We start from the raw sequence: 25,988 nt of genomic DNA on the forward strand, positions 1-25,988 counted from the left end.
CGGTCAGGCGATGTAAGCCTTCCTGGGCGGGCGGGCAGGGGGAAAGGGCTGGAGGCGTGGACTTTGTTGCATCCGCGATATGAGGACTGCATGTCAGGCGACGTGAGCGCGACGGAGACGAACCCCCAGGCGGACGCGGCCAGTGGCCTCTTCACGGCCTTCCAGAAGGACCAGAAGGTGCCTCGAGGGCGGTGGGCGGGGGCGGTGGTGGCGGCCCTGGTGCCAGTGGCGCTGGGCGTGGGCCTCTGGGTCATCGCCAAGGGCGAGGAGAGGACGTTCCGCATCGTCACGCCCAATGGCTTCAAGTCCATGCGGGGCGGCATGACGACGGAGCAGGTCAGCGCGCTGCTGGGGCGGCCCATCACCCTGGAGCGGGATGCCACCGGGGCGGAGTGCTACCGCTACGGCACGCCCAACCTGGTGAACCCCCAGTTCCTCATCTATTCGGTGTGTTACGAGGACGGGAAGCTGCGGGACGTGAAGACGCTCAAGTACTCGGCCTGGAACGTGGACCCCGCCACGGGGACCTACGCCGCGCCGGGTGAGGCGCCCGCGGCCGCTGCGCCCGTGCCTTCCCAGGAAGGCTGAGCCGGCCACGCGTGCTGAAACGGGTGACGTCGTGGTGAAGGCGCTCCGGCAGGCACACCGCTGACGTGCGCCGCACCGGCCGTCCGCTCGCTACCGGCAGTCGGAGTCCGCTGCGTCCGCGAATCCATCCGCGTCGTTGTCCGCGCCGTCCTCGCACCGGCCCGTCTCCGTGGCGGTGGACTCGCTGATGTTGAGCGTGTACCGGATGGGCATGTCCTGGTCGGGATTCGCCATGCCGTCCACCACCACCAGCACCGTCTGCCCCTGCGCCAGCGTCACCTTCACCGCTGGCGAGCCCTGGGCACCTCCATCCGGGTTGGAAGCGCAGCCCAGCTCCGCGCCCCGGCAGCCGGTGAGCACGTAGAGCGCGTTGCCCCACTCGGTCGGCGCCGTGTCGAAGACGTAGGTGCCCGCTCTGGGCGCCGTCCACAGGTGCGCGCGGTCCTGCTGGAGCAGCGCGCCGCAGGTGCCCTGGAAGCCGTCGCCGGAGCCCGCCGTCTCGCCGTGGAACGTCACCGGCAACGCGCTGCCCAAATCGTGGTGCGCGCAGCCGCGGCCGCCGCAGCCCGGCGCGTCGTGGCAGTCGGTATCCGCGCAGTCCACCCAGCGGTCCCCGTCATTGTCCATGCCATCGAAGCAACTGCCCGCCTCGCTGGCCCGCAGCTCGTCGATGTGCAGCTCGAAGTACCCGGCGCCGAAGCGGTCCGGGCTCGCCGAGTCCACCACCACCAGCACCGTCTGCCCCTCCACCAGCGGCACCGAGACGCGTGCGCCGCCGCCGTAGCTGATGCCATCCCGGCCGCACGCCAGCTCCGCGCCCCCGCAGCCGCCGCTGCGCACGGAGACGAGCGAGCGGATGGCCGACCTCGCCGTGTCGAAGGTGAAGAGCGCGCTCTTGGGCGCCGTCCACAGGAAGCCCCGGTCCGGCGCGCCGCCTCCGCCGCATGAGGCCTGGTGGTCATCCCCCGCGTACGCCGTGGAGCCCTTCACCAGCACCGGCAGCGCGCTGCCCAACTCCTGGTCCACGCACACGGACGCGCTCGCCGCGCAGACGTTGGGGACGCCCGCCCCGCCGCAAGACTCGGGCGCGGTGCAGGTGCCGCACTCCAGGAGTCCGCCACACCCATCGGGCACGGCGCCGCAAGTCTTCCCCAGGAGGCCGCAGGTGTAGGGCCGGCAGGAAGGCGCCGCGCACACGTTGGGCGCGCCGCCGCCCCCGCATGTCTCGCCGTCCGCGCACGTCCCGCACTGGAGCGCGCCGCCGCACCCGTCCGGCACGGTGCCGCAGTCCTTGCCCAACGACTCGCACGTGGCCGGGGTGCAGCGCGGACGGCCACAGACGTGGTCCACGCCGCCGCCGCCACACGTCTCACCCGCGGGGCAGAGCCCGCAGTGCAGCAGCCCGCCGCAGCCATCCGGCACGGTGCCGCAGTTCTTCCCCTGGGACTCGCAGGTGAGCGGGGTGCACACGCCGCCGCCGCACACGTTGGGCTCGGCGCCGCCGCACGTCTGCCCGTCCGCGCAGACGCCGCAGTCGAGCATGCCGCCGCAGCCGTCCGCCACCGGCCCGCAGTTCTTCCCCAGCGTCTCGCACGTTCCGGGCGTGCACGGCGGGCTGCCACAGACGTTGGGCACGCCGCCGCCGCCGCACGTCAGCCCGCCCGCGCAGACGCCGCAGTCGAGCATGCCGCCGCAGCCGTCGGACACCTGTCCGCAGTTCTTCCCCAGCCCGGCGCAGGTGGCGCGCTTGCAGACGCCACGGCCACACACGTTGGGGGTGCCGCCGCCGCCACACGTCTGGCCGCTCCCGCAGACGCCACAGTCCAGGACGCCGCCACAGCCGTCCGGCACGGCGCCGCAGTCGCGCGCCAGCGACTCGCAGGTGTCCGGCGTGCACGTCGGCTCGCCACACACGTTGGGCGTCCCGCCGCCGCCGCACACCTCGCCGGGGCCGCAGGTGCCGCAGTCGAGCACGCCCTCGCAGCCGTCGGATGCCTGTCCGCAGTCGAGGCCCAGGGCCTCACAGGTGGCGGGCGCGCAGGGCGCGGGGCCGCACACGTTGTGCCGGCCGCCGCCGCCGCACACCTCACCGGGGCCGCAGGCGCCGCAGTGGAGCGTCCCGCCGCACCCGTCAATGGCGATGCCGCAGTCCATGCCCTGGGAGGCGCACGTCATGGGCACGCAGGCGGACACGGACTTGCGGCTGCCCGCGTCCTCGTCCGGCTGCGTGTGGCTGCACGCCGTCCATAGCACCAGGAAACACGCCCAGAACCACGCTCCCCGTCGCCCCACTCCGCGCATGCGCTCCCGTCCCGCTCTGACCACGCCGCCGCCCGCGTCCAAGCTGGGGCCGGGCCCCGCCCCGTGCCCAGCCGCGGTGCGAGGCGGGGTTGGGCGGTGCACACACCGCGGCGCGCCCGTATGACGGCCGTCAACCCGGGCGCCCGCTTTCCAACGTTCGCGTCACCCGGCGAGCCCCCTGGCTCCGGGGCGGGGGGCGGTTCACCCTGCCCGAGGACATGGGCGGTGGGCCGTCCGGGGAGGAGGGGAGGTGGCACGTCCGTGGACGTTCGCGCAGCGCGCGGGCGCCGGCTTCGTCGTCTCGCTGCTGGTGGCGCTCGTGCTGGCGGGAACGTCCGTGGTGGCGCTGCTCTCCATGCGGACCAACCACAAGGCGCGCATCCTGGAATTGTCCCGGGACGTGCTGGACGTCAAACACCTGGAGCGGACCTTCAATGACAAGGTGGTCAGCGGCCGGGGCTTCGCCTTGTCGGGGGACGCGTTCTTCGCCCAGGACATGTCCGTGGCGCGCGAGCGCTTCATCAACACCTATGAATCCCTGAAGCGCCGCCTCACCCAGGAGCCCCTGGCCACGCAGTTGGAGGCCGTCTCCCACGCGGAGCTGGAGCACGAGGAGGCCATGCAGGCGCTCATCATGGAGCGCGAGGACGGCGTGCCCCCCCAGCGGCTGGCGCAGATTTTCGACGGCCACGTGGCGGACACCCGGCGGCGGGCCCTGGAGAGCCTCCGGACGCTCCACCAGCAGGCCGAGGCCCGGCTGTCCCATGGCATCCATGAGAGCCTGACGACGGACCGCGGCGCGCTCGGACTCTCCCTGTTCGCGGGGAGCCTGGGGCTGGCCGGCGCGACGATGCTGGCGTGGACGCTGACGCGCCGGCTGCGCCCCATCCAACAGGAGGCCGAGGCCAACGCCGAGCGCTTCCAGCTCCTCGTGGAGGGCGTGCGCGACCAGGCCCTCTTCCTGCTGGACGCGCGAGGCCGGGTGGAGAGCTGGAACCCGGGCGCGGAGCGCATCATGGGCTACCGCGAGGCGGAAATCCTGGGCCAGCCCTCCAGCGTCTTCTACCCGCCGGACGCGGTGGCGGCGGGGATTCCGGAGAAGGACCTGGCCCGGGCCCGGCGGGATGGGCGGCTGCACACCGAGGGCTGGCGGGTGCGCAAGGACGGCTCGCGCTACCTGGCGGACACCCGCATCACCGTGCTTCAGGACGCGCGCGGGCGGCCGCGCGGCTTCGCCAAGGTGACGCGCGACATCACCGAGCGGCGCCGGGCCGAGCGCACCCAGCAGCTCCTGGCGGAGGCAGGGCGCCTCTTCCACCAGCTCCAGGACCCCGACCAGACGGTGGCCGAGCTGACACGCATCATGGTGCCGGAGGTGGCCGACGCCTGCCTGCTCTACCTGATGACGGCCAGCGGCGACCTCTGGCCCCGCGCGATTGCGCACGCGGTGCCCGAAAAGGAGGCGGTGCTGTGGGACTCGGCGCGGCGCTTTCCTCCGCCGCGAGACACGCACTGGGGCATCTGGCAGGTGCTGCGCACGGGGCGCTCCGAGCTCAAGAGCGACGTGTCTCCGGAGACCTTGTCACAGGGGCTGGTGGGCCCCGAGCACCTCTCCCTGGTGGAGCAGGTGGGCGTGCGCTCCTACCTCGGCGTGCCGCTCCGGGTGGGGCAGCAGACGCGCGGGGTGTTCGTGCTGCTGACCTCCGCGCCGGAGCGGCGGTTGACGATGGCGGACCAGGTCTTCGTGGAGGAGGTGGCGGGGCGGGCCGCGCTCGCGCTGGACAACGCCCGGCTGTGGAGCGAGGCGCAGGAGGCGGTGGAGCTCATCGGCGTGGCGGCGCACGACTTGGGCAACCCGTTGAACACGTTGCAGTTGCTGCTGCGGAGGCTCCAGCGGATGGAGCTCGCGGGGGAGCAGAAGGCGCGTGACGGGCTGGGCGCGGCGTTGAAGCAGACGCAGCGGCTGGGACAGTTGCTGCACAACCTGTTGGACTTGTCGCGGCTGTCGTCGGGGAAGCGGATGCTGGACGCGGCGCCGGTGGACCTGTCGGAGCTGGTGCACGAGGTCACGGAGCGCTTCGCCGAGCAGGCCGCCGAGGCGGGCACCAGGCTGGAGGTCAGCGCGGCGCCGGGACTGGTGGGCCGGTGGGACCGGCTGCGGTTGGACCGGGTGGTGACGAACCTGCTGTCCAACGCGCTGAAGTTCGGCAAGGGCCGCCCGGTGGAGGTTCGGGTGGAGCACGCGGGCATGGCGCGGGCCCGGCTGGCGGTGAGGGATTACGGCGTGGGCATCGCGCCGGAGGCGCAGCGGCGCATCTTCGAGCGCTTCGAACGGGAGCTGTCCGGCGGCCAGCACGCGGGCTTCGGGCTGGGGCTCTACATCGTCCGCCAACTGGTGGAGGCGCATGGCGGCACCATCCGCGTGGAGAGCGCCCCCGGTGAGGGCGCCACCTTCATCGTGGAGCTGCCGCTGCTGCTCCTGGGCTCGGAGCGACGTGAGCCTCCGGCCTCTCCCCTGTATTCGTGAGCCGCGGGGGCTCACGCGTGCAGCGGCGGCTGCGAATCCACGAAGGACCGCAGGGAGGACAGCTCCGGGGCCTTCTCCTGCTCCTCGAGCAGCTCGAACTCCAGCGAGTCGTGCGCGCAGAACACCGTGACGTCCCGCCCGTGACGCTGCACCAGCTCGCGCAGCCGGCGCATGTTGTGCCAGCGCAGGTAGCCGTCCTTCTGCATCAGCTTCTGGTAGGCGCGCAGCCCCGGGGTGCAGCGGTACCGGTCCGGCGCCATCTCCCCGTGGTAGAAGTACGCGTCTCCGGCGTGCAGCAGCCAGCCGCCACCATGCTGGATGGCCACGCCGGCGTGGCCCAGGGTGTGGCCTGGCAGCGGCACCAGCAGGATTTCCGGCGGCAGGCCTGACAGGTCGCGCACGCACTCGAAGCCGAACCAGCGCTCACCGTCCCCACCGGAGGGGTACGTCACCCAGTGTGACTCATGCAGCCACTGCAGCGGCCGGTAGCGGCGCCGGTCCAGCGGCGTCGCCTGGGCCACGGCGCTCTGGTACTCGTCCGACAGCAGGTGGACCCGGGCGTGGGGGAAGTCATCCAGGCCCCCGGCATGGTCGAAGTCCAGGTGCGTGAGGACGATGTCCCGCACGTCCTCGGCCTTGAAGCCCAGGCGCTCAATCTGCCGGATGGCCGTGGAGCCCTCGTTGAGCTGGGGCCGCGTCAACACGTCCAGGAACAGGGGCGCCAGCCGGGGACGGCGGTGCTTCACGTCCTCCAGGCCGAAGCCGGTGTCCACCAGGACGAGCCCCCGGGGGCCTTCCACCAGGAGGCAGTGGCACGTCAGCGCCGCGGGCCCCGTGAAGCCCTTCCGTCCGTCCACCAGCCGGCCGCCCGGTGGACACATGGTGGTGCAGTTCAGGTGGTGGATGCGCATCGCTTCCGCTCCTCGGCAGGGAGCCGCTCGGGCGGCCCGGGTCCGGAGCTAAAGGTGCGCCGCGAGACGTCACGGAGGAATCCGCGCGAGCGGGGTGGCGGAAGGCTCGCCCGCCCGGCGGGGCGGCGGGATGCCCACCTCAGAGGTGTTGGAGGTGCTCGGCCGTCCGCTCCTCGCGGACGTTGCCGGTGTTGAGCGTCGTCGCGGGCTCGAAGAGGAGGACGTGGACCTCCTCCTCCGCCACGGGCCGGTGCTCCACGCCGCGGGGGATGATGATGAACTCACCCGGGCCCACGTCCACCGTGCGCTCGCGCAGCTCCATGCGCAGGTGGCCATGAAGCACGAGGAACAGCTCGTCCTCGGCGTCGTGCTGGTGCCAGACGAAGGGGCCGTGGAGCCGGGCCAGGCGGACGTGCTGGCCGTTGAGCTCACCCACCACCTTCGGAGACCCATGCTCGGAGAAGAGGGCCAGCTTCTGTGCGAGGTTGACCTTGTCCACCACCTCGGGGGCCGGTACCTCCTGGGCCGCCCGGGCGGGCGCGGCACCGGTGCCCACCCGGCGGCGGGAGTCCCAGCGCGGACGGCGTCCGGCGAGGCCCGTGGGACTGCGATGAGGCGCGCTCATGCGGGTGTCGTCTCCTTCCGCGGCGCCGCTGCGTTGGCTTGCGCCATGATTCCGAATTCGGAGTGTCTGCCTTCTGCGGAGGATAATCCCGCCTGTCGGCGCGCGGGAGTGGCCGCGAGGTCGACTACCCGACGGATGGCGTGAAACACCGCGCCCGCGTGTCGCGAAGGTGTCTGTCTCCGGCTCAGTCCGGGAAGAACATCGGGTCGCGCGTGGTGACGAACGAGGAGATGGCGCTGGCCACCTCCGGCGGCAGCCCGGTGAACTGCACCCCCACGCCCGGCATCAGCTCCGGCGTGCGGGAATTGGCCTCGCGCACCCAGCGCACCACGCCCGTCACCTTCATGGGCCGCCCGCCCGGCAGGGTGAAGTCCAGCTCCACCTGCGTGCCGCGCGGCACCGCGTCCACCGTGGCGATGAACACGCCGCCCTCGCTGATGTCCAAGGAGAAGCCGGTGAAGAAGTTCGAATCGCTGCGCATGTCGATGGACGTGTGCATCCGCACCCGCCCGTTGCGCCTCGCGTCCTTCTCCGGCGCGGGGCGGGCGGGGGCCGCGGGAACGGGCGCATGTCCCTGGGCCTTCGCCGCCGCGGCCGCTCGCGCCAGCTCGGCCTGCCGGGCCTTCGCCGCTTCGTGCTGCGCGCGTGACGCGGCTTCCTGGCGGACCCGGGCGGCCTCGGCCTGACGCTCGAGCACCGCGTCCGCCTCGGCCACCGCGCGGGCCACCTGCGCGGCCTGCTCCTGGTGCGCCCGCAGCAACGCCTGCATCTCCGAGCCCGCCTGCCGCCGGGCCTGGAGCGCCGCCTGGCGGGCCTCCAGCGCGCGGGCGCGCGGCGCCTCCATGTCCAGCGCGGGCACCGCGGCCAGCTGGAGCCGGGAGGCCTGTTCCCCGAGCATGGGGTCGGCGCCCGGCGCCTGGTGGGCCCGCGTCAGGGCCTGCCGCGTCTGCTCCAGCCGCGTGGCCAGGGCGGAGGCCTCCGCGCTGGCCTGGGTGAGTTGTTCATGGAGCCGGGCCTCCAGCGTGGACAGCTCGCTCTCGGCGCGAGCCAGCTCCGCTTCACGGGAAGCAGCCGGGGGCATGCGGGCAGCAGGGGACGGCGAGCTCATTCGCTTGGGACTCCAGGGGCGCCACTGTAGCGCCCCCCGGACGGCCCCACGAGCCCTACGCGCCGAGCCGGAAATGACCCGGGGGCCCGGCCGCCCCGCCGGCCTTTGGCAGGCAGGCGGCCATGCGCCGCCCGGCCCGCCTCAGTCCGCGCCCTTGATGCAGGCCACCGGCTTGAGGCGCCAGGCCACCCGGGCCAGGCCGGCCATCTCCACCGTCTCCAGGACGTCGTCCAGGTTCTTGTAGCAGGGCCCGGACTCGTCCAGCGGCGTCTGGCGGGTGTTGAGCAGGATGCCCGCCTCCGCCATGCGCTTGTCGGTGGCGTCCTGCTTCAGCACGCGCTTCGCCTCGCCGCGCGACAGGCGGCGGCCGGAGCCGTGGTTCACCGAATAGATGGACTTCTGCGCGCCTTCTTCCGCGAAGAGGATGGCGCTGCCCGTCTCCATGGAGCCCGGGATGAGGATGGGGTGGCCCGTCTTCTCCCAGGGCGTGCCCTTGAGGGCGGGGTGGCCGCCCGGGAACGCGCGCGTGGCGCCCTTTCGCGCGACGAACCTCCCCGCCTCCTTCTGGATGAGGTTGTGGGAGATTTCGTAATACACGCTGGCCGTGCCGCCGAAGACGTCCTCCAGCGCGGCGCACACCGCCTCGCCGATGATGAGCCGGTTGGCCACCGCGAAGTTGGCCGCCATGTTGTGGAGGTTCCAATAGTCACGGCCCAGCGGGCTCTCCGCGTCCAGCCAGACATGGTCCTCGCTGCGGCTCTTGAGGCCCAACTGCGCGGCGCCCTCCACGAAGAAGTGCTTGGCGATGTTCCACCCGAAGCCGCGGCTGCCGGTGTGCAGCATCACCCACACGCGGCCGTCCTGGTCCACCTGCATCTCGGTGAAGTGGTTGCCACCGCCCAGGCTGCCAAGCTGCTCACGCTTGCCGAAGGCGCGCTCGGGGATGTCCACCCGGTCGTCCTCCACGGGGATGTAGTCGCGCTCGGTGACGGACGAGCCCCGGCCCAGTGCCTTGGCTCCGTGGCGCACCACGTCCGCGAAGGTGCGGTCCGTCACCCGCCGCTGCTTCTGCACGCGGCTGGCGCCCACGCCCACGGCGATGCGCCGAGTGACTTCTTCAATCCAGCGGCGGCGCTTCGTGGCGTCGGCGACGTCCTCGGCGGTGAGCGTCGTCTGCAACTGCACCATGCCGCAGCCGATGTCGTAGCCGGCGGCGGTGGGCAGGAGGATGCCGTCCGTTTCCACCACGGTGCCAATGGGCACCCCGTAGCCCAGGTGACAGTCGGGCGTGACGGCCACCCGGGTGACCCCCGGGAAGGACGCGGCATTCACCACCTGGTCAAAGACGGAGTCCTCCAGGCCGGGTTGCTCGGGGCCCTCCCCCCAGAGCAACTTGTCGGAGAGGAACAGGTCCGCATCGACCTTCATGCTCTTGGTTTTTGGGAGGACGAAGTGCCCCTCCGAGACCTTCTCCAACCGCTGCTTCCAGCTCATGACGCAAATCCCCCAGATGGGATGAACACGCGGCAGCGACGGGAGCGTCCAGGGAAGCTGACGCCAGGGGCCGGGACCCGAAGACAGGAGAAGAGGATGCTGGGGGCACAGGCGGGAAGGCGAGCGGATTCGGAGCCACACGCGGCCGCGTCCGGGTCCGGCATGTCCGGGCGAAAGTCAGCCCGAGAGCGGACGGCGACGTTCCGATCGCCCCGGGACTTGTCACGTCCGGATTCCATTCCCATCCATTCCGCAGCATCCAGGTAGGGGGTGGGCGATGGGTTTCCTTGGTGGGATTTTCCTGGCGTTGGCGTTGCAGGCGGGGCCCGTGGAGCAGGAGCAGCAGAAGCCGGTGGAGGTGGCGGCCCCGGTGTTCAATCCCTCCGCGTGCGCGAAGAAGCGGGTGGACCCCTGCGGTTGTCACCATGTGTACGGCATCCGGCACTGTCACCCGAACCGGAAGGGTGACCACTGCGAGGCCCCGGTGAAGGCGGAGGTCGAGGCGCCCCGCAAGCGCCAGGACGCCTCGAAGAAGGCGGACACGCAGGCCCGGTCGCGCGAGCCCGAGAAGAAGCCGCTCGACCCGAGCAAGTCCGTGGCCATGTAGGACCTTGGCGCGCGGGCGATTCGCGGAGGAGCGCGGAGACCTCGCGCGCCAGCAGCGTGGGCACGGCGACGGGGGCCACGTGGCCCTGTCCGGCGGGGCTGCGCCGGCGCCCCGAATCCCAGAGAGATTCACCGTCAACGACGGCGAGCCGGTGGTGCAGGCGGCGAAGGCTCGCGGGTGATGGCGCTCCATGAGCTGAGGGACGGCACGCCGCGCCTTGTGTGGCGCGAGCACCTGGTGGGGCGAGGCGCCCTGTGGCGGGGTGGTCCCCGCGCGGCCCACGCCTCCCAGGCTGATGGCCTTGGGTGACTTCCTGGCGCAGTTGCTCACGGAGCTGACGTGAGGGCCCGGGTGGAAACAAGGGAAGGGAACGGGGTAACAAGGCGCGGGTGCCGTGCCGCTCCAGGCACGCCGCGTCGAGGTGCGCATGCGACCGCAGCAGAGCCGCTCGCTCGTCTTCCTCCAGCAGCTCGGCTCGGGGGTGCGTGAAGGCTATGCGGCCCTGCCCGGGCTGGAGGGCACGCTGGCCGCGTTGTACGCCGGAGCGCGGCGGACCTGGCCGGACGTGGCGCTGGCGGAGGAGGACTTCCTGCGCCACCTCGCCGGCTGCCTGCCACGGGACGAGGACCCCGCCCGGGTGCTGGCCACCGTGCATGCCGCGGACCTCTACCTGGCGTGCGCCTGTGCCCGGGGAGACGCCGCGGCGCTTGTCACGTTGGAGCGCCACGTCCTCCCCAAGGCGGCGGGCTCGGTGGCCCGGCTGAAGGCGTCGGGCGTGGACCCCGCCGAGGTGTTCCAGCTTCTGCGAGAGCGGCTCCTCGTGTCGGAAGGAGACCGGCCCGCGCGCATGGCGGAGTATCAGGGCGGCGGTCCGCTCGCGGCGTGGCTGCGGGCGGCGGCGGTGCGCACGGCCCTCAACCTCCAGCGCGCGGAGCGCCGACGGGCCCACGCCGAGGAGGAGGCGGAGGCGCTCCCACTCTCCCCCGGCGCGGGCATGGCGGAGGTTGAGCTGGCCTACCTGCGCAAGAACCACCGGGAGCACTTCCAGGCGGCGCTCTCCGACGCACTGAGTGCCCTGCCCACGCGGGAGCGCACCGTGCTGCGCCTGCACGTGGTGGAGGGGCTGAGCCTGGAGCGCATCGGCACCATGTACCAGACGCACAAGTCCACCGTGTCACGCTGGGTGGCCCGCGCCCGGGAGGCGGCGCTGGAGGGAACGCGTCAGCGGCTGGCGGAGCGGCTCCGGCTGACCTCCGGCGAACTGCACAGCCTGATGCGGGTGGTGCAGGGGGAGCTGGACTTCAGCCTGCCGTCCCTGCTGAGCAGGCCCGGCTCTTCCTGAGGGCGTCCGGAATTTTTTCGCGCTCGCCTGCAACGCCCCGGCATGGCCGGTGTCATCCCGGTGAAGGTGGAACGAACCCCTGCTGGAGGACACACACCATGCATCACCGAATTGGCATCGCCCTGGTCACGCTGGCGTTGGTGGGAGCCCCTGCGTTGGCGGAGCAGACAAAGCCGGCCCCGGCTTCCAGCGCCTCGTCCGCCACCGAGCAGACGGTGGTCGTGAAGAAGGGTGGCCAGCACGCGCTGAAACTCCCGGGGATGGTGCGCATCGCGATTGACGACCCGGAGGTCGCGGACATCGAGGCCGCCGGCAAAGACGTTCTGAAAATCATTGGAAAGAAGGCCGGCGAGACGGCGCTGCTCGTATGGGTGGGACCCGAGAACAAGCGCAGCAGCTACCGCGTCGTCGTCAGTGATTGAGGTGTGACCTTGGAGGCCCTGGCGCTTCCATGCGCCCGGGAGGATGTCCGCGCTCCTCCGTGCGTGGAGGAGGGGCGTGGGCACCGCCCGCCAGGGGGCTCGCGCCGGTGCAGCTCGTTGAAGACAAGCCTCATGCGAGCACGGTGAATCAGCCTCAGCCGCGGCCGTGTCGGGCACGAAGCCGGAGCCGGACCTCGATTCGTCATGCGCGCATGTCGTCACTGGAGGTGTTTCATCGCCCGCGCCACGTAGCGCCTCGGGTGCCCGTTCCTCACGGGAGGTCATCGAGGCGGCAGGTGGCTCGGCGGATTCGGTTGAAGCGAACACCATGCCCATTCGGGATGCAGGGACCGCCGTGGACGCGGGCTGGGGGTGCTCGCCTTCCGGAGGAGGACTGCCACCGCCTCGCGGGTTGGCGGACACCTCCGGGGCGAGCGCCCGCCAGAGGGCCTCTCCGGTAATCTGGACGTCTTCTTCACGCATCCCCTCGCCCTGGCCCGCCCGGCGCACGAGCTCAGCGAGGACTCCCCACACCATGCACTCGTGAATCCACGTGCGCCCCTTTGGGAAGGCCCCCTCCCGCTCGCCATGTCCGAGCACCTCCAGCACCTGCGCGCGCGTCCGGCCGTCATGCTCCCCCGGCGTGTCCGCGTCTGGATGGGGGTGAAGGAAGGTGAAGCCCACGAGGTGGGGCTGCAGCAGCGCCCAGGTCGCCAGCTCGCGCCAGAAGGCGAGGAAGACGTCGCGAAACCCCTGCCTCAGCGGGTCGCCGTCCGCCATCTGGTAGGCGACGAAACAGGCATAGGACAGGTCGCGCTCGGTGAGGGCCCGTATCGCCCTCGCGATGCCCTGCTTGCTGCCGTAGTAGCGGTACAGCGAGCCCACCGAGAGCCGCGTGGCACGGGCCAGCTCCGCGGCCCGCACGTTGTCCAGACCCCGCTGGGCCAGCAACTCCGCCGCGTCACACAACCTGGATTCGCGCAACTGCGCCAACGTGTACATCCGCCCGTCCCCCTGCCTCCGCGGTAGCGGTTCGTTGGAAGGAACGTTCCTTCCACGACGACCTGTCTACCGGGTGGGTCTGACACGAGGTGGGAGGTGGGGCCGGCGCGCGAGCGGCGGTGTCTCTGGAGGTTGGGGCGACAGCGGCGTTGGCCTCGTCCCTGCTGGGTGGGTTGTCCGGGGCGCGGACCGGCTGCGATGATTCGAGGCGCGCCATGAATCCGCCGCACCGTCCCCCCCTGTCCGCATGCCCGGACGAGAACCTGCTCGCGGCGTTCGCCAGTGGCTCGGCTCCCGCGGGGAAGGTGGTGGTCGTGGAGGCGCACCTCGACGGTTGCGTGGACTGCCGGGCGCTGGTGGCGGCCGTGGCGGCCAGTTCGTCCCTTCCGGGAGCGGACGCGAGTGGCGCGGACGCGCCCACGTGGTGGGACACGGGCGTGCGGACGCTGACGGAGGCACCAGCGCTGCGGGAGGAGCCCATCCTCCCGCCCGGGACGCGGCTGGGAGGCTATCTGCTGCAAGGCGTGCTGGGCATGGGTGGGATGGGGGTGGTGTACGCGGCGGATGACCCGCGGTTGGGGCGGCGGGTGGCGCTCAAGCTGTTGCGGCCGTTGCGGGAGGGCGCGGCGGAGGAGGGGCGGGCGCGGCTCTTGCGCGAGGCCCAGGCGATGGCGCGGCTGTCCCATCCCAACGTGTTGCCGCTCTTCGAACTGGGGGCGGCGGAGGGGCGCGACTTCCTGGCCATGGAGTGGGTGGACGGCACGACGCTCGCGGACTGGCTTCGGGTGCGCGCGCGTCCCTGGCGCGAGGTGTTGGAGGTGTTCCTGGCGGCGGGAGCGGGCCTGGCGGCTGCTCACCGCGCGGGGATGGTGCACCGCGACTTCAAGCCGTCCAACGTGATGGTGGGGCGAGACGGACGGGTGCGCGTCACCGACTTTGGCCTCGCGAGGCACGGCACGGTGGAGGCTCTGGAGGTGGCCGATGGGCATGACGCCCTGGCGAGGAGCTCCGTGCTCACGAAGTGGGGCCAGGTCGCGGGGACGCCCGCGTACATGTCTCCCGAACAGCAGGCGGGCAGGCCCGTGGATGCCCGGAGCGACCAGTACAGCTTCTGCGTCGCGCTCCACGAAGCGCTCCATGGGGAGCGTCCGGGAGGACCTCCGAGCTCCACGGCATCGTGGAGGTCGAGCGCGCCACGGTACGTCCGCGCCGCGCTGGCGCGAGGGCTCGCGAGCGCTCCAGAGGACCGTTTCCCCAACATGGATGCGCTGATGGCGGCGCTCTCCCAGCCGGCTCCCACCTGGCGGCGCCGGCGCCTCCTGACAGTCGCCGCGTGCCTGAGCGCGCTGGGCGTGGGGTCGGGCGTGCTCCTGTGGAGCTCGTCTCCGCCTTCCGAGCCTGACGCCGGCGCGCCGCGAGCCGGAAGGGCCGGTCGAACGGACAAGGCGCCGCTCGTCCTGCGCATCGGTGAGGCGCGGGAGCTGTCCGCGCCGGAGCTCGAGCGCATCGCGGTGGGAGACCCGTCCCTCGTCGAGGTCGAGCTGGCTCGTCCGGGGGTATTGCGCCTCACGGGGCAGTCGGAGGGAGCCACGGACCTGATTACGTGGGGCCGTGACGGGACGATGAAGTCCCGTTCCCTGTCCGTCATCGCGCCCTGAGGTCAGCGTCCGCCAGGTGCCTTGCGTGCCTGGCGCGGGGCTTCCTGGCCGAGCAGCCGGTATGCCTGCTGACGGTGCTCGCGCAGCGTGGGCGGCGTCTCGCCGAGCAGCGTCTTCAGACCGGCGTTGCTCGCGAACTGCTGTTGCCCGGCCATCACCTTGGCGATGTCCGCGTCATGGTCACCCACCATGGCGGCCAGGAAGGCGCGGTCGAAGGCCGGGGCCCTGGAGGGATTGGAGCTTCGCCATCGTCTTCGCGGGGGCATCCCGCCATGCCCGAGCCGACTATGGCTCCGACAGGAGGAACAGCGCGTGTGCGCTGGCGATGGGCCGCGTGCGGTCGTCCTGCCACGCCTCCACCCGAACGTTGGCCACGCGCCGACCCTGGCGGGTGATGAGCGCCTTGGCGAAGGTGTCCTGCGGCTTGCCCGAGCGCAGGAAGTCCACGGTGAGGGAGATGACCTTCGGCACGCGCTCGGTGTTCGTCTGGAGGAGCAGCTCGAAGACGGCGGCGGACTCCAGCAGCGCGCCGAGCGTGCCGCCGTGCAGGGCGGGCAGCAGGCTGTTGCCGATGTTCCTCGGGCTGTACGCCATGCGGCAGAGCATCTCACCGGCGAGGTTCTCCACGCCGATGCCCATGAAGCGCGTGTAGGGGATGGCGTCGGTGAGGCGCTTGTACTCACGCGACTTGCGCACCTGGCGCACCAGCTCGGGGAGGGGAGGCGGGGTGTCACTCATGGCCGTCATTCCTCCGTCCGCATGAAGGTGCCCTGGGCGGAGGCCACGGGGTGGCCCGGGTCGCCCTGGTGGACGAGCGCGCGCACGAAGGCCACCTGACGGGTGAGCCGGTAGCACTCGGCCACGCAGGTGAGGACGACGCCGGGCCGCGCGGGACGCAGGTAGTCGATGCGCAAATCCAACGTGACGAGCGGAGCGAAGCGGCCCAGCTTGAGGAACACGGCGGTGCCACACGTCGCGTCGATGAGCGTGGTCACCGCGCCGCCGGCGATGACCCGGGTCTCCGGGTTGCCGACGAGGTGCTCCGCGTAGGGCAGCTCGACGGTGGCCTCGGCGGGGCCGACGTCCACCAGGCGCAGCCCCAGCGCGTGGTTGTGGGGCACGACGTCGGTGTAGAACACCGCGCAGCGCGCCAGCCGCTCGGCCTTGTCTTCGGGAAGCGTGAAGTCGTCCGACATGACGGGCGCGATACCAGATTCAAGGCCGCATGGCGCACTGCGTTTTGATGAGGTGCGTCAACCGCGACGTCAGGCGGCGGCGGCCGTCGAGCTGGAGAGCTGCTTCCACGCGCCGGCGAGCGACGTGCCGATGTCCCGCATCACCCCGTCATCCGACCAGTAGAAGGGGTGGACCAGGGGTGTCCAGGAGAAGAGCGGCCCGGCCACGCGCACGGCGCGGTCCTCCACCGCGGCGTGGTAGGCCTCGCTGAGGGGCTGGAGCGGCCAGGCGAAGATGTCGTCCTCGTCGTGGAAGTTGAGCCAGCGTCCAACGAGTCCTGGATGGTGGCGCGCCAGCTCCGGGGCGGGGACCTGCACGGGCTGGTCGAGCTCCGCGCGGGGATAGCGCAGGCTCCACAGGGCCATGGGGCTGCCCAGCGTGAAGAAGTGGCTGAGCGTCTCGCCGCGCTCCAGGGGCGAGCCGCCCTGGGCCGCGCGCACCGTCTCCTCGATGATGTCCCGCCCGGCCAGCCGCTGGGCCTGCAAGTCATAGAAGTAGTTGCTGGCGATGACGCTGCCCAGGCTGTGCGCGATGACGAAGAGGGGCGCGGTGTCACCGGCCTGCTCGCGCAGGCGGCCCAGGGCCTCGGCGACCTTGCGGTGGATGCCCGTGTAGACGTCCGGGTCCGCGGGGTTCGCCTGGTAGGCGATGATGTCACCCACGAAGTGGACCAGCATCCACCGCAGGCCGGGGTAGCGCAGGTCCATGCCGCGCAGGGACGGCCGCATCAGGCGGAGCATCATCGGCACGAGCGCGGACTCGTGGCCCTGGTTCACCGTGCGCACGCTGTCATGGAGGGACTTCCAGTACGCGTCCGCGTCGGCCGGGGCGTAGCGGGCCAGCAAGTCCTGCTCCGCGCCCTCCAGCACGGACGCCCAGTTCACCGTCTCGACGGCGAGTGCCTCCGTCGCGGCCTCCGCGTCTTCCCCGAAATGCTTGCGCAGCAGGCGCACGGCGGTGTCGAAGAGGCCCGGGTCATCCACTTCAATGCCGTGGATGATGAGCACGGCGAGTTTCTGACGCGTCTGCATGGCGCTTCCCCCCTCGGAATCAGTGGTTCCCGATGAGGGGGAGCTTACACGGCCCGGAAGAGGCTCGCCTGTCCGCCTGTTCTCGGCCGGCACCCATCGGCCCCCTGGGGCCGGATAGTCTCCGCCACCCGACACACGCTCTTCCCGCACGAGGACTTCTGGTGAAACGACTGACCTCCGCCCTCTTCGCCGTGCTGCTGACGCCCGCCGTGCCGCTGGCCGCGCAGCAGGCTCCGGCGAAGCCGCCCGCGGTCCGGCAGGACCCGCCGCGGCCGGCACCCGATACGAAGGACACCGCGCGCGACGCGGCCCGCGCCGCGGAGGTGGACGCCCCGCGCCCACCCTCCGGCGAGGCCGCGCAGAAGGGGGAGAAGGAGGCAGACACCTGGAAGGTGGAGGCGCCGGGCTTCCCCTCGCGGCAGGTGAGCATCGACGTCACCGAGGGCACGTGGATGAACGTGGACGTCAGCCCGCGCGGAGACGCAATCGTCTTCGACCTGCTGGGGGACCTCTACGTGCTGCCCATGGGCGGCGGCGAGGCGAAGGCGGTGACGTCCGGCGTCGCGTGGGACATGCAGCCGCGCTTCAGCCCGGACGGCAAGCGCATCGTCTTCACGAGTGACAGGGGCGGCGGCGACAACATCTGGGTGATGGACCGGGACGGCTCGAACGCGCGGGCGGTGACGGAGGAGAAGTTCCGTCTGCTCAACAGCCCCGCGTGGAGTCCGGACGGGCAGTTCATCGTGGCGCGCAAGCACTTCACCGCGCGGCGCTCGCTGGGCGCGGGCGAGGTGTGGATGTACCACCACGCGGGTGGAGAAGGCGTGCAGCTCACCGAGCGCACCAACGACCAGAAGGATTTGGGCGAGCCCGCCTTCTCTCCGGATGGGCGCTACGTCTACTTCAGCCAGGACGTCACGCCGGGGAAGACGTTCGAATACAACAAGGACCCCAACGGCCAGATTTACGCCATCCAGCGTCTGGATTTGGAGACGAAGGAGATTGACCCCTTCGTCACGGGGCCGGGCGGCTCCATCCGGCCCACGCCGTCGCGTGACGGCAAGCAGTTGGCGTTCGTCCGCCGCGTGCGCGGCAAGAGCGTGCTCTACGTCACGGACGTGGCGTCCGGCGCGGAGCGCCCGCTGTATGACGGGCTCGACCGGGACATGCAGGAGACCTGGGCCATCCACGGCGTGTATCCCAGCGTGGCGTGGACGCCGGACAACAAGTCGCTGGTGTTCTGGGCGGGCGGCAAGCTGCACCGCATCGACGTGGCCACGAAGAAGGTGACGCCCATCGCCTTCCGCGTGCGGGGCACGCGCACGATTTTCGAGGCCGTGCGCAGTCCCCAGGCGGTGGCGCCCGAGCGCTTCAACACGAAGATGCTGCGCTGGGTGCAGGTGTCCCCGAAGGGGGACCGCGTGGTGTACCAGGCGCTGGGCAAGCTGTACGTGAAGGCGCTGCCGGCGGGAACGCCCCGGCGGCTGACGAAGCAGGACGAGCACCTCGAGTTCTACCCGTCGTTCTCCCGGGATGGGCGCTCCATCGTCTACACGACGTGGGACGACGAGAAGCTGGGCAGCATCCGCGTGGCGCCCGCCACCGGCGGCGAGGGCAAGGTGCTGACGACGAACCCGGGCTACTACGTGGAGCCCGCGCTCAGCCCGGATGGCAAGACGCTGGTGTACCGCGCGTCGGGAGACGGCTACCTGATGCCGGGCCAGTGGAGCCGGGACACGGGCCTGTTCGCCATGCCCGCGGGCGGTGGCACGCCGAAGCGCCTGGCGCGTGACGGCGAGCAGCCGCACTTCGGCGCGCGCCCGGACCGCGTGTACTTCCTGCACGTGGAGCGCAAGGAGAAGGAGGACGTGCGCTCGCTGAAGAGCATCGGCTTGAACGGGGGCGAGGAGCGCACGCACCTGACGAGCGCCGAGGCCACCGAGCTGCGGGTGTCACCAGACGAGCGGTGGGTGGCGTTCCGGGAGAACTTCAACGCGTTCATCGTCCCGTTCGCGCTGGGGGCGAAGTCGGCCACGGTGGGGCCGAACTCGAAGGCGCTGCCCCTGGCGAAGGTGAGCCGGGACGCGGGGGAGTACCTGCACTGGTCCGGTGACAGCCAGCGGCTGCACTGGGCGCTGGGGCCCGAGCTCTTCACGCGCGGGCTGAAGGACAGCTTCCGCTTCATCGACGGCGCGCCGGAGAAGCTGCCGGAGGCGCCGGAGAAGGGCGTGGACCTCTCCTTCCCGGTGAAGGCGGACGTGCCCGAGGGCACGCTGGCGCTGGTGGGCGGGCGCGTCATCACCATGAAGGGGGACGAGGTCATCGAGCAGGGCGTGGTGGTGGTGCGGGGCAACCGCATCGTCGCGGTGGGCCCGGCGGGGCAGGTGCAGGTGCCGTCCGGGGCGAAGGTGGTGGACGTGAAGGGCAAGACGTTGATGCCGGGCCTCATCGACGTGCACTGGCACGGGGCCATGGGCATGGACGGGCTGATGCCCGAGCAGAGCTGGGTGCATGCGGCGTCCCTGGCCTTTGGCGTGACGACGCTGCACGACCCGTCCAATTCGTCGGAAGAGGTGTTCGCCGCCAGTGAGATGGCGCGGGCGGGCGGCGTGGTGGCGCCGCGCATCTTCTCCACGGGCACCATCCTCTACGGTGCGTCCGGGGCGGGCTACCGCGCGCCCATTGAAACGGTGGACGACGCGCGCGCGCACCTGCGGCGGATGAAGGCCATGGGGGCCTTCAGCGTGAAGAGCTACAACCAGCCGCGCAGGGACCAGCGGCAGAAGGTGCTCCAGGCGGCGCGCGAGCTGGACATGCTGGTGGTGCCGGAGGGCGGCTCGCTGCTCCAGCACAACCTGACGATGGTGGTGGACGGGCACACGGGCGTGGAGCACGCCATTCCAGTGGCGCGCATCTACGCGGACGTGAAGCAGCTGTGGGGCAAGAGCGGCACCGGCTACACGCCGACGCTGGGCGTGGCCTACGGCGGCGTCTGGGGTGAGAACTACTGGTACCAGAAGACGAACGTGTGGGAGGACAAGCGCCTGCTGTCCTTCGTCCCGCGCCGGGTGGTGGACGCGCGCAGCCGCCGGCCCTCCATGCACGTGCCGGAAGACGAGTTCGGCCACTTCGCCGCCGCCAGGGTGGCGCGCGAGCTGAGCGACGCGGGCGTGAGCGTGCAGTTGGGCGCGCATGGGCAGCGTGAGGGCCTGGCGGCGCACTGGGAGCTCTGGATGTTCGGCCACGGCGGCATGAAGCCGCTGCAGGCGCTGCGCTCGGCGACGCTGAGCGGGGCGCGCTACCTGGGGCTGGACGGGGAGATTGGCTCGCTGGAGACGGGCAAGCTGGCGGACCTCCTCGTGCTGGACGGCAACCCCTTGCAGGACCTGAAGCACAGCCGCTCGGTGCGCTACACCATGGTGAACGGGCGCCTGTACGACGCGGCCACGCTCAACGAGGTGGGGACGCGGCGGCGTGCGCGCGCGAAGTTCTTCTTCGAGAAGGACGGCAACGAGGGCTGGAGCCCCAAGGCCACGGAGCACGCGCACACGCACTCGTGCGACTGAGCACCGCGGCACGTACACACGGGGCGGGCTGGCGCTAGAGTCGAGCGCCATGCCCGTCTCCGTCGTCGAAGGCGACCTGCTCGTTCAGCCCGTGGAAGCCATCGTCAACGCGTGGAACCGGAACATCATCCCCTGGTGGCTGCTGCTGCCGCAGGGGGTGTCCGGGGCCATCAAGCGCCGAGGCGGCGTGGCGCCCTTCCGCGAGGTGGCGAGGGCCGGGCCCATGCCGTTGGGCTCGGCGGTGGTGACGTCCGCCGGGCGTCTGCCTTTCAAGGCCATCATCCACGTGGCGGGCATCGACATGCGCTGGCGGGCCTCGGAGCGCTCCATCCAGGACTCCGTCCGCAATGCCCTGACAAGGGCCCGCGAGCAGGGATTGCGCTCCGTGGCCTTCCCTGTCATTGGCGCGGGCTCCGGCGGCTTCAATGAGGCGCGCGCCCTGGAGTTGATGCGCCAGGTATTGGACGTGGAGGCCGGCGCCCTCGACGTGAGCGTCGTGCGCTTCCGGCGCTAGCGACTGGCGTCGGGCCCTCCCGTTGATGCTCGACTGCGGAAGCGGGGTGCCGTCTCCCGCCTACTCCTTGGACTCACCGCCGAGGATGCGCGGCGCCGTCGCGCGGTGGAAGCCCTCATAGGGCTTGGAGGCGGTGGTCTCCTCCAGCGGGAAAATCTTCGTGTTGCACGAAGCCCCGCCGTCAATCTTGATGACCTCGCCGGTGATGAATGCCGAGGCGTCGGTGAGGAGGAAGACGATGGCGGCGCTCACCTCGGACTCGGTGGCGAGCCGGTGCAGCGGCACCTCCTTCTTGAGGAGGGGAATCATCGCCTTCACGGCCTCGTCCTTGTAGCTGTCCATGCCGCTGGAGGCCACCCAGCCGGGCGCCACGGCATTCACGCGCACGCCGGACGCGGCCCACTCCACGGCGGCCGTCTGCGTCAGGTTGAGCATGCCCATGCGCGCCGCGCCGGAGTGCCCCATGCCCGGCATGCCGCCCCACGAATCCGCGAGCATGTTGACGATGGCGCCCCCGTGGTTGCTCATGGACTGGAGGTAGACCTCCCGCGCCATCAGGAAGCCGCCGGTGAGGTTGGTGGACACCACCGCGTCGAAGCCCTTCTTGGAGATGGCCGCCAGCGGCGAGGGGAACTGCCCGCCCGCGTTGTTGACCAGGCCGTGGATGGGGCCGTGCGCGGCGACGATGCGTGCCACGGTGGCCTTCACGCCCTCCTCGTCGCGGATGTCCAGCACCTCGAAGGACACCTTGCCGCCGTCCTCCTGGATTTCCTTCGCGACAGCCTCCAGCTTGTCCGGCTTGCGGCCCACCAGGACGACGTTGGCGCCCAGCGCGGCCAGCTCGTGCGCGGTGCAGCGGCCAATGCCACTGCCGCCGCCGGTGACGACGATGGTGCGGTTGCTGAAACAGCCCGGTGCGAAGAGAGAGCGGTAGCCCATGGTCAGCTCCTGATGTGGCGGTCGTTCGTGAAAGCGTCGGTCCTCAAGCCTTGCGCGCGCGCCGGGCGCCCAGGGCCTCGTCCAGGGTGAGCGCCCAGCGGTGGAGGACCTTCTTCCGCCGCGCGCTGTCGTCCCGCAGCAGGTTGGCCAGCGCGAGCCCCCGGATGAGGTCGAGCGTGCCCTGAATCAGCTCGCGCACCTCCGCGACGCCGTCATCCACGCCGAGCAGCCGCACCGTCAGCCGGTGGAACTCCCGCCCCACGCGCGCCTCCAAGGGCGCAAGCTGTGCGCGCAGCTCCGGGTCCGCCACGGCGGCCACCCAGAGCTGCACCGCCGCGGTGAAGACGGGGCTGAGGTAGATGCCCGCCAGCATGTGCAGGATGGCCTCCGTGCGGCGCGCGTCGGCTGGGAGCCGGGCGGCCTTGCGCAGCACCGCCTCCACCTGCTGGTGCCCCACGTACTCCACGGCGGCGGCCACCAGGTCGGCGCGGGTGGGGAAGTGGTGCTGACAGGCGCCTCGGGACACACCGGCCCGCTCGGCGATGACCGTCATCGTCGCGCCCGCCCACCCCAGCTCCGACAGGGCGCCAATGGCCGCCTCCATCAGGCGCTGACGCGTGACGCGGCTGCGCTCCTGCTCCTGCCTGGCGGGCGTGCCGGATGCCTCACTCACCCGGCCAGGATGCGAGCCAGGAGTTAAAAAAGCAAGCACGCTTGCTTTTTTAGAGGTGCCTGCCCAGACTCACGCGTCTTTCGTTGCAGCCGAGTGGAGAGCTCATGCCTGCGTCCCCCCTGCGTGTCGGCAATGCCTCGGGCTTCTACGGAGACCGCTTCTCGGCGGTCCGGGAGATGCTCGAAGGCGGCCAGCTCGACGTCCTGACTGGCGACTACCTGGCCGAGCTGACGATGCTGATTCTGGGGCGGGACAGGATGAAGGACCCGTCCACGGGCTACGCCAAGACGTTCCTGAAGCAGATGGAGCAGTGTCTGGCGTTGGTGGTGGAGAAGCGGGTCAAGGTCGTCACCAACGCGGGCGGGCTGAACCCCGCGGGGCTGGCCGCCGCGCTGCGCGAGGTCGCCGCGAAGCTGGGGCTGAAGGTGAAGGTGGCGCACGTGGAGGGAGATGACCTCTCCGCGCAGGCGGACGCGCTCGGCCTGGGCTCGCCCCTCACGGCCAACGCGTACCTGGGCGGCTGGGGCATCGCGGCGTGCCTGCGCGCGGGGGCGGACATCGTCGTCACCGGGCGGGTGACGGACGCGTCGCTGGTGGTGGGCCCGGCGGCGGCGCACTTCGGCTGGAAGACGGAGGACTGGGACCGGCTCGCGGGGGCCATGGTGGCGGGCCACGTGCTGGAGTGCGGCACGCAGGCCACGGGCGGCAACTACTCCTTCTTCACGGAGCTGGACGCGCGGCGTCCGGGCTTCCCGCTGGCGGAGCTGCACGAGGACGGCAGCAGCGTCATCACCAAGCACGCGGGCACGGGCGGCGCGGTGACGGTGGACACGGTGCTGGCGCAGCTCGTCTATGAAATCACCGGGGCGCGGTACGCGGGCCCGGACGCCACGGCGCGCTTCGACACCATCGCCCTGGCGTCACATGGCAAGGACCGCGTCCGCGTCTCCGGGGTGCGCGGCGAGCCGCCACCGCCCACGGTGAAGGTGTGCCTCAACCACCTGGGTGGCTACCGCAACGAGGCGACCTTCATCCTGGTGGGCCTGGACATCGAGGAGAAGGCGCGGCTGGCGCGCGAGCAGTTGGAGGCGGCGCTGACGCGCAAGCCTAAGGAGCTCCAGTGGTCACTCACCCGGACGGACCGCGAGGACGCCGCCACGGAAGAGCAGGCCGCCGCCTTCCTGCGCGTGGTGGCGAAGGACCCGGACGCGAAGGTGGTGGGCCGGGCCTTCAGCGGCGCGGCGGTGGAGCTGGCGCTGGGCAGCTACCCGGGCTTCACGATGACGGCGCCGCCCTCCGACGGGGCGCCGTACGGCGTCTACACGCCGGCCTATGTGGAGGCGGGGCGCGTGGAGCACGTCGCGGTGCTCGAGGACGGGGCGCGCACCGTCATCGCCCCGCCAGGCGAGTCGCGCCCGCTGGAGCCGGTGGCGCCGTCCCCGTTGCCCGCGCCGCCGCCTGGAGGCCCCACGCGCCGGGCGCCGCTGGGGCGAATCGTCGCCGCGCGCAGTGGCGACAAGGGCGGCACGGCGAACATCGGCGTCTGGGCGCGCACGGACGCGGCGTGGCGGTGGCTGGCGCACGCGCTCACGGTGGAGACGCTGCGGGAGCTGCTGCCGGAGGCGGCGCCGCTGCCGATTGAGCGGCACGTCTTCCCCAACCTTCGCGGGCTGAACTTCGTCATCGACGGGATGCTGGGCGAGGGCGTGTCCTCGTCCACGCGCTTCGACCCGCAGGGCAAGGCGCTGGGCGAGTGGCTGCGCTCGCGGCACCTGGACATCCCCGAGGCGCTGCTGCGCGAAGGACAGGAGTAGACCGATGCCCCGAATCACCTCGCGAATCGACCCGAACTCCGAGTCCTTCCAGGCGAACCGCGCGGACATGCTGGCCCGCGTCGCCGAGCTGCGCGCCATCGAGGCGAAGGTCCGCCACACGGAGAACCAGGCGAAGGACAAGTTCCACAAGCGCGGGCAGCTCTTGCCCCGGGAGCGGCTGATGCTGCTGCTCGACAGGGGCTCGCCCTTCCTGGAGCTGTCCACGCTGTGTGGCCATGGCTACCACGACGACAGCGACGGCTCGCTGGCGGGCGGCAACAGCATCATCGGCATCGGCTACGTGTCCGGGGTGCGGTGCCTCGTCTTCGCGAACAACTCCGCCATCAAGGGCGGCACCGCGTCGCCGTGGGGCGTGCAGAAGGCGCTGCGGGGCCAGGCGCTGGCGCTGGAGAACAAGCTGCCCATGGTGTCGCTGGTGGAGAGCGGCGGCGCCAACCTGATGTACCAGCAGGAAATCTTCATCCCCGGTGGGGAGACCTTCTACAACCAGGCGCGGCTGTCCGCGGCGGGCATCCCCCAGGTGACGGTGGTGCACGGCTCCAGCACGGCGGGCGGCGCCTACCTGCCGGGCCTGTCCGACTACGTGGTGATGGTGAAGAAGAAGGCCAAGGTGTTCCTCGCGGGCCCGCCGCTGCTCAAGGCGGCCACGGGGGAGGTCGCCACGGACGAGGAGCTGGGCGGCGCCGAGATGCACGCCACGGTGGCGGGTACCGCGGACTACCTGGCCGAGGACGACGCGGACGCCATCCGCATGGCGCGGGAAGTCGTGGCGAAGCTGGGGTGGAACGCGCAGCTCCCGTCCGCCGAGCGGCCCACGTATGCGGAGCCGGTGTACTCGCCCGACGAGCTCTGCGGCGCGGTGCCCGTGGACTACCGCAAGCCCTACGACTGCCGCGAGGTCATCGCGCGCATCGTGGATGGCTCGGAGTTCACCGGCTTCAAGGACGAATACGACGCGCACACCGTCTGCGGCTGGGCGAGCCTGTATGGCCACCCGGTGGGCATCATCGGCAACAACGGGCCCATCTCGCCCCACGGCGCGACGAAGGCGGCGCAGTTCATCCAGCTCTGCTGCCAGAAGGACACGCCCATCCTCTACCTGCAGAACACCACGGGCTACCTGGTGGGCACGCAGCCGGAGCAGGGGGGCATCGTGAAGCACGGCGCGAAGATGATTCAGGCCGTGGCCAACGCGACGGTGCCGCAGCTCACGGTGTTGATTGGCGGCGCGTTTGGCGCGGGCAATTACGGCATGTGTGGCCGCCCCTTCCACCCGCGCTTCATCTTCGGCTGGCCCAACGCGCGCACCGCCGTCATGGGCGGCGAGCAGGCGGCGAAGGTGATGTCCATCGTCTTCGGGGAGAAGCTGGCCCGGCAGGGGCAGGCGGTGGACGAGGCGCAACTCAAGGCGTTCTGCCAGCCCATCATCGACCAGTTCGACAAGGAGTCGCACCCGTTCAACTGCAGCGCGCGGCTGTTCGACGACGGGCTCATCGACCCGCGGGACACGCGGCGGGTGCTCGGCTTCGCCCTGTCGGTGTGCCGCGAGGCGAAGCGGCGGCAGGTGCACCCCAACACGTTCGGCGTCGCGCGGCTGTGAGAGGAGCGG

21 protein-coding genes and 1 pseudogene are annotated in these 25,988 nt (G+C 71.4%); 10 read left to right on the forward strand and 12 right to left on the reverse strand.

Going from position 1 to position 25,988, the window contains the following annotated elements:
• The first annotated feature begins 90 nt into the window (after positions 1–90).
• Complete coding sequence (locus MYMAC_RS00340) at positions 91–588, forward strand: hypothetical protein (protein WP_013936771.1); 498 nt, start codon at positions 91–93, stop codon at positions 586–588.
• A gap of 90 nt (positions 589–678) precedes the next feature.
• Here the strand turns inward: MYMAC_RS00340 and MYMAC_RS00345 are convergent, their stop codons facing one another.
• Positions 679–2,889, reverse strand: a complete 2,211-nt coding sequence (locus MYMAC_RS00345; protein WP_095956594.1) for a tryptophan synthase alpha chain — start codon at positions 2,887–2,889, stop codon at positions 679–681.
• A 250-nt stretch (positions 2,890–3,139) separates the two neighbouring features.
• Between MYMAC_RS00345 and MYMAC_RS00350 the strand changes: the two genes are divergently transcribed.
• On the forward strand, positions 3,140–5,416 hold the full coding sequence (locus tag MYMAC_RS00350; protein WP_095956595.1) for an ATP-binding protein: 2,277 nt from the start codon (positions 3,140–3,142) through the stop codon (positions 5,414–5,416).
• A gap of 11 nt (positions 5,417–5,427) precedes the next feature.
• Here the strand turns inward: MYMAC_RS00350 and MYMAC_RS00355 are convergent, their stop codons facing one another.
• The 4 genes from MYMAC_RS00355 to MYMAC_RS00370 all read right to left on the reverse strand — a co-directional run bounded on the left by MYMAC_RS00355 (position 5,428) and on the right by MYMAC_RS00370 (position 9,554).
• On the reverse strand, positions 5,428–6,327 hold the full coding sequence (locus MYMAC_RS00355; protein ID WP_095956596.1) for an MBL fold metallo-hydrolase: 900 nt from the start codon (positions 6,325–6,327) through the stop codon (positions 5,428–5,430).
• Between the two features lie 139 nt (positions 6,328–6,466).
• Positions 6,467–6,952 carry a cupin domain-containing protein gene (locus MYMAC_RS00360; protein WP_095956597.1) on the reverse strand — a complete coding sequence of 162 codons (486 nt, stop codon included), beginning with the start codon at positions 6,950–6,952 and terminating at the stop codon, positions 6,467–6,469.
• A 184-nt stretch (positions 6,953–7,136) separates the two neighbouring features.
• On the reverse strand, positions 7,137–8,060 hold the full coding sequence (locus MYMAC_RS00365) for a TIGR02266 family protein (protein ID WP_095956598.1): 924 nt from the start codon (positions 8,058–8,060) through the stop codon (positions 7,137–7,139).
• A gap of 141 nt (positions 8,061–8,201) precedes the next feature.
• The gene (locus MYMAC_RS00370; protein ID WP_095956599.1) at positions 8,202–9,554 is read right to left on the reverse strand and encodes an RtcB family protein; all 1,353 of its coding nucleotides are present in this window, start codon (positions 9,552–9,554) and stop codon (positions 8,202–8,204) included.
• Positions 9,555–9,831: 277 nt separating this feature from the next.
• Here MYMAC_RS00370 and MYMAC_RS00375 point away from each other — a divergent pair, with 277 nt between their 5' ends.
• The 3 genes from MYMAC_RS00375 (at position 9,832) to MYMAC_RS00385 (ending at position 11,925) form a co-directional block, all read left to right on the forward strand.
• Positions 9,832–10,161: a hypothetical protein gene (locus MYMAC_RS00375; protein WP_013936764.1), complete on the forward strand. Its 330-nt coding sequence runs from the start codon at positions 9,832–9,834 to the stop codon at positions 10,159–10,161.
• Positions 10,162–10,588: 427 nt separating this feature from the next.
• The gene (locus MYMAC_RS00380; RefSeq protein ID WP_095961425.1) at positions 10,589–11,503 is read left to right on the forward strand and encodes a sigma-70 family RNA polymerase sigma factor; all 915 of its coding nucleotides are present in this window, start codon (positions 10,589–10,591) and stop codon (positions 11,501–11,503) included.
• A 98-nt stretch (positions 11,504–11,601) separates the two neighbouring features.
• Positions 11,602–11,925 carry a pilus assembly protein N-terminal domain-containing protein gene (locus MYMAC_RS00385; RefSeq protein ID WP_043709728.1) on the forward strand — a complete coding sequence of 108 codons (324 nt, stop codon included), beginning with the start codon at positions 11,602–11,604 and terminating at the stop codon, positions 11,923–11,925.
• A gap of 891 nt (positions 11,926–12,816) precedes the next feature.
• Here MYMAC_RS00385 and MYMAC_RS37450 read toward each other — a convergent pair.
• Positions 12,817–12,927 (reverse strand): annotated as a pseudogene (locus MYMAC_RS37450) (hypothetical protein); the annotation flags it as partial.
• 215 nt (positions 12,928–13,142) lie between these two features.
• On the opposite strand from MYMAC_RS37450, the gene MYMAC_RS00395 reads away from it, so the two are divergent.
• The gene (locus tag MYMAC_RS00395; RefSeq protein WP_095956600.1) at positions 13,143–14,585 is read left to right on the forward strand and encodes a protein kinase domain-containing protein; all 1,443 of its coding nucleotides are present in this window, start codon (positions 13,143–13,145) and stop codon (positions 14,583–14,585) included.
• A gap of 2 nt (positions 14,586–14,587) precedes the next feature.
• Here the strand turns inward: MYMAC_RS00395 and MYMAC_RS00400 are convergent, their stop codons facing one another.
• The 4 genes from MYMAC_RS00400 to MYMAC_RS00415 form a co-directional block, all read right to left on the reverse strand.
• Positions 14,588–14,851, reverse strand: coding sequence for a DUF4142 domain-containing protein (locus MYMAC_RS00400; protein WP_239989248.1), 264 nt, complete (start codon positions 14,849–14,851; stop codon positions 14,588–14,590).
• Positions 14,852–14,870: 19 nt separating this feature from the next.
• Entirely contained in the window at positions 14,871–15,332 is a 462-nt protein-coding gene (locus MYMAC_RS00405) for a PaaI family thioesterase (protein ID WP_043709722.1), read from the reverse strand.
• The gene (locus MYMAC_RS00410; protein WP_095956601.1) at positions 15,329–15,781 is read right to left on the reverse strand and encodes a PaaI family thioesterase; all 453 of its coding nucleotides are present in this window, start codon (positions 15,779–15,781) and stop codon (positions 15,329–15,331) included. The genes MYMAC_RS00405 and MYMAC_RS00410 overlap by 4 nt, the downstream gene beginning before the upstream one ends.
• Positions 15,782–15,850: 69 nt before the next feature.
• On the reverse strand, positions 15,851–16,852 hold the full coding sequence (locus MYMAC_RS00415; RefSeq protein WP_095956602.1) for a hypothetical protein: 1,002 nt from the start codon (positions 16,850–16,852) through the stop codon (positions 15,851–15,853).
• A gap of 161 nt (positions 16,853–17,013) precedes the next feature.
• Between MYMAC_RS00415 and MYMAC_RS00420 the strand changes: the two genes are divergently transcribed.
• Positions 17,014–20,418 (forward strand): amidohydrolase family protein, encoded by a 3,405-nt coding sequence (locus tag MYMAC_RS00420; protein ID WP_095956603.1) that lies wholly within the window; start codon positions 17,014–17,016, stop codon positions 20,416–20,418.
• 49 nt (positions 20,419–20,467) lie between these two features.
• Entirely contained in the window at positions 20,468–20,932 is a 465-nt protein-coding gene (locus MYMAC_RS00425; RefSeq protein WP_095956604.1) for a macro domain-containing protein, read from the forward strand.
• Positions 20,933–20,992: 60 nt separating this feature from the next.
• Here MYMAC_RS00425 and MYMAC_RS00430 read toward each other — a convergent pair whose 3' ends face one another.
• Both MYMAC_RS00430 and MYMAC_RS00435 read right to left on the reverse strand, forming a co-directional pair.
• Complete coding sequence (locus MYMAC_RS00430) at positions 20,993–21,871, reverse strand: SDR family oxidoreductase (protein WP_013936753.1); 879 nt, start codon at positions 21,869–21,871, stop codon at positions 20,993–20,995.
• Between the two features lie 43 nt (positions 21,872–21,914).
• Positions 21,915–22,583 (reverse strand): TetR family transcriptional regulator, encoded by a 669-nt coding sequence (locus MYMAC_RS00435; protein ID WP_095956605.1) that lies wholly within the window; start codon positions 22,581–22,583, stop codon positions 21,915–21,917.
• 65 nt (positions 22,584–22,648) lie between these two features.
• Between MYMAC_RS00435 and MYMAC_RS00440 the strand changes: the two genes are divergently transcribed.
• Positions 22,649–24,358, forward strand: a complete 1,710-nt coding sequence (locus MYMAC_RS00440) for an acyclic terpene utilization AtuA family protein (RefSeq protein ID WP_204817288.1) — start codon at positions 22,649–22,651, stop codon at positions 24,356–24,358.
• Positions 24,359–24,362: 4 nt separating this feature from the next.
• Positions 24,363–25,979, forward strand: a complete 1,617-nt coding sequence (locus MYMAC_RS00445) for an acyl-CoA carboxylase subunit beta (protein ID WP_095956607.1) — start codon at positions 24,363–24,365, stop codon at positions 25,977–25,979.
• Positions 25,980–25,988: the final 9 nt, after the last annotated feature.

This window comes from Corallococcus macrosporus DSM 14697 (assembly GCF_002305895.1).
Classification (GTDB): domain Bacteria; phylum Myxococcota; class Myxococcia; order Myxococcales; family Myxococcaceae; genus Myxococcus; species Myxococcus macrosporus.

Excerpts from the sequence above, each read along its gene's own strand:
- MYMAC_RS00400 (WP_239989248.1), bottom strand. The coding sequence starts at position 14,851 with ATGCCCCCGCGAAGACGATGGCGAAGCTCCAATCCCTCCAGGGCCCCG.
- MYMAC_RS00445 (WP_095956607.1), top strand. The coding sequence starts at position 24,363 with ATGCCCCGAATCACCTCGCGAATCGACCCGAACTCCGAGTCCTTCCAG.
- MYMAC_RS00425 (WP_095956604.1), top strand. The coding sequence starts at position 20,468 with ATGCCCGTCTCCGTCGTCGAAGGCGACCTGCTCGTTCAGCCCGTGGAA.
- MYMAC_RS00410 (WP_095956601.1), bottom strand. The coding sequence starts at position 15,781 with ATGTCGGACGACTTCACGCTTCCCGAAGACAAGGCCGAGCGGCTGGCG.
- MYMAC_RS00370 (WP_095956599.1), bottom strand. The coding sequence starts at position 9,554 with ATGAGCTGGAAGCAGCGGTTGGAGAAGGTCTCGGAGGGGCACTTCGTC.
- MYMAC_RS00405 (WP_043709722.1), bottom strand. The coding sequence starts at position 15,332 with ATGACGGCCATGAGTGACACCCCGCCTCCCCTCCCCGAGCTGGTGCGC.
- MYMAC_RS00360 (WP_095956597.1), bottom strand. The coding sequence starts at position 6,952 with ATGAGCGCGCCTCATCGCAGTCCCACGGGCCTCGCCGGACGCCGTCCG.
- MYMAC_RS00340 (WP_013936771.1), top strand. The coding sequence starts at position 91 with ATGTCAGGCGACGTGAGCGCGACGGAGACGAACCCCCAGGCGGACGCG.
- MYMAC_RS00395 (WP_095956600.1), top strand. The coding sequence starts at position 13,143 with ATGAATCCGCCGCACCGTCCCCCCCTGTCCGCATGCCCGGACGAGAAC.
- MYMAC_RS00440 (WP_204817288.1), top strand. The coding sequence starts at position 22,649 with ATGCCTGCGTCCCCCCTGCGTGTCGGCAATGCCTCGGGCTTCTACGGA.
- MYMAC_RS00430 (WP_013936753.1), bottom strand. The coding sequence starts at position 21,871 with ATGGGCTACCGCTCTCTCTTCGCACCGGGCTGTTTCAGCAACCGCACC.
- MYMAC_RS00345 (WP_095956594.1), bottom strand. The coding sequence starts at position 2,889 with ATGCGCGGAGTGGGGCGACGGGGAGCGTGGTTCTGGGCGTGTTTCCTG.
- MYMAC_RS00355 (WP_095956596.1), bottom strand. The coding sequence starts at position 6,327 with ATGCGCATCCACCACCTGAACTGCACCACCATGTGTCCACCGGGCGGC.
- MYMAC_RS00365 (WP_095956598.1), bottom strand. The coding sequence starts at position 8,060 with ATGAGCTCGCCGTCCCCTGCTGCCCGCATGCCCCCGGCTGCTTCCCGT.
- MYMAC_RS00415 (WP_095956602.1), bottom strand. The coding sequence starts at position 16,852 with ATGCAGACGCGTCAGAAACTCGCCGTGCTCATCATCCACGGCATTGAA.
- MYMAC_RS00380 (WP_095961425.1), top strand. The coding sequence starts at position 10,589 with ATGCGACCGCAGCAGAGCCGCTCGCTCGTCTTCCTCCAGCAGCTCGGC.
- MYMAC_RS00385 (WP_043709728.1), top strand. The coding sequence starts at position 11,602 with ATGCATCACCGAATTGGCATCGCCCTGGTCACGCTGGCGTTGGTGGGA.
- MYMAC_RS00375 (WP_013936764.1), top strand. The coding sequence starts at position 9,832 with ATGGGTTTCCTTGGTGGGATTTTCCTGGCGTTGGCGTTGCAGGCGGGG.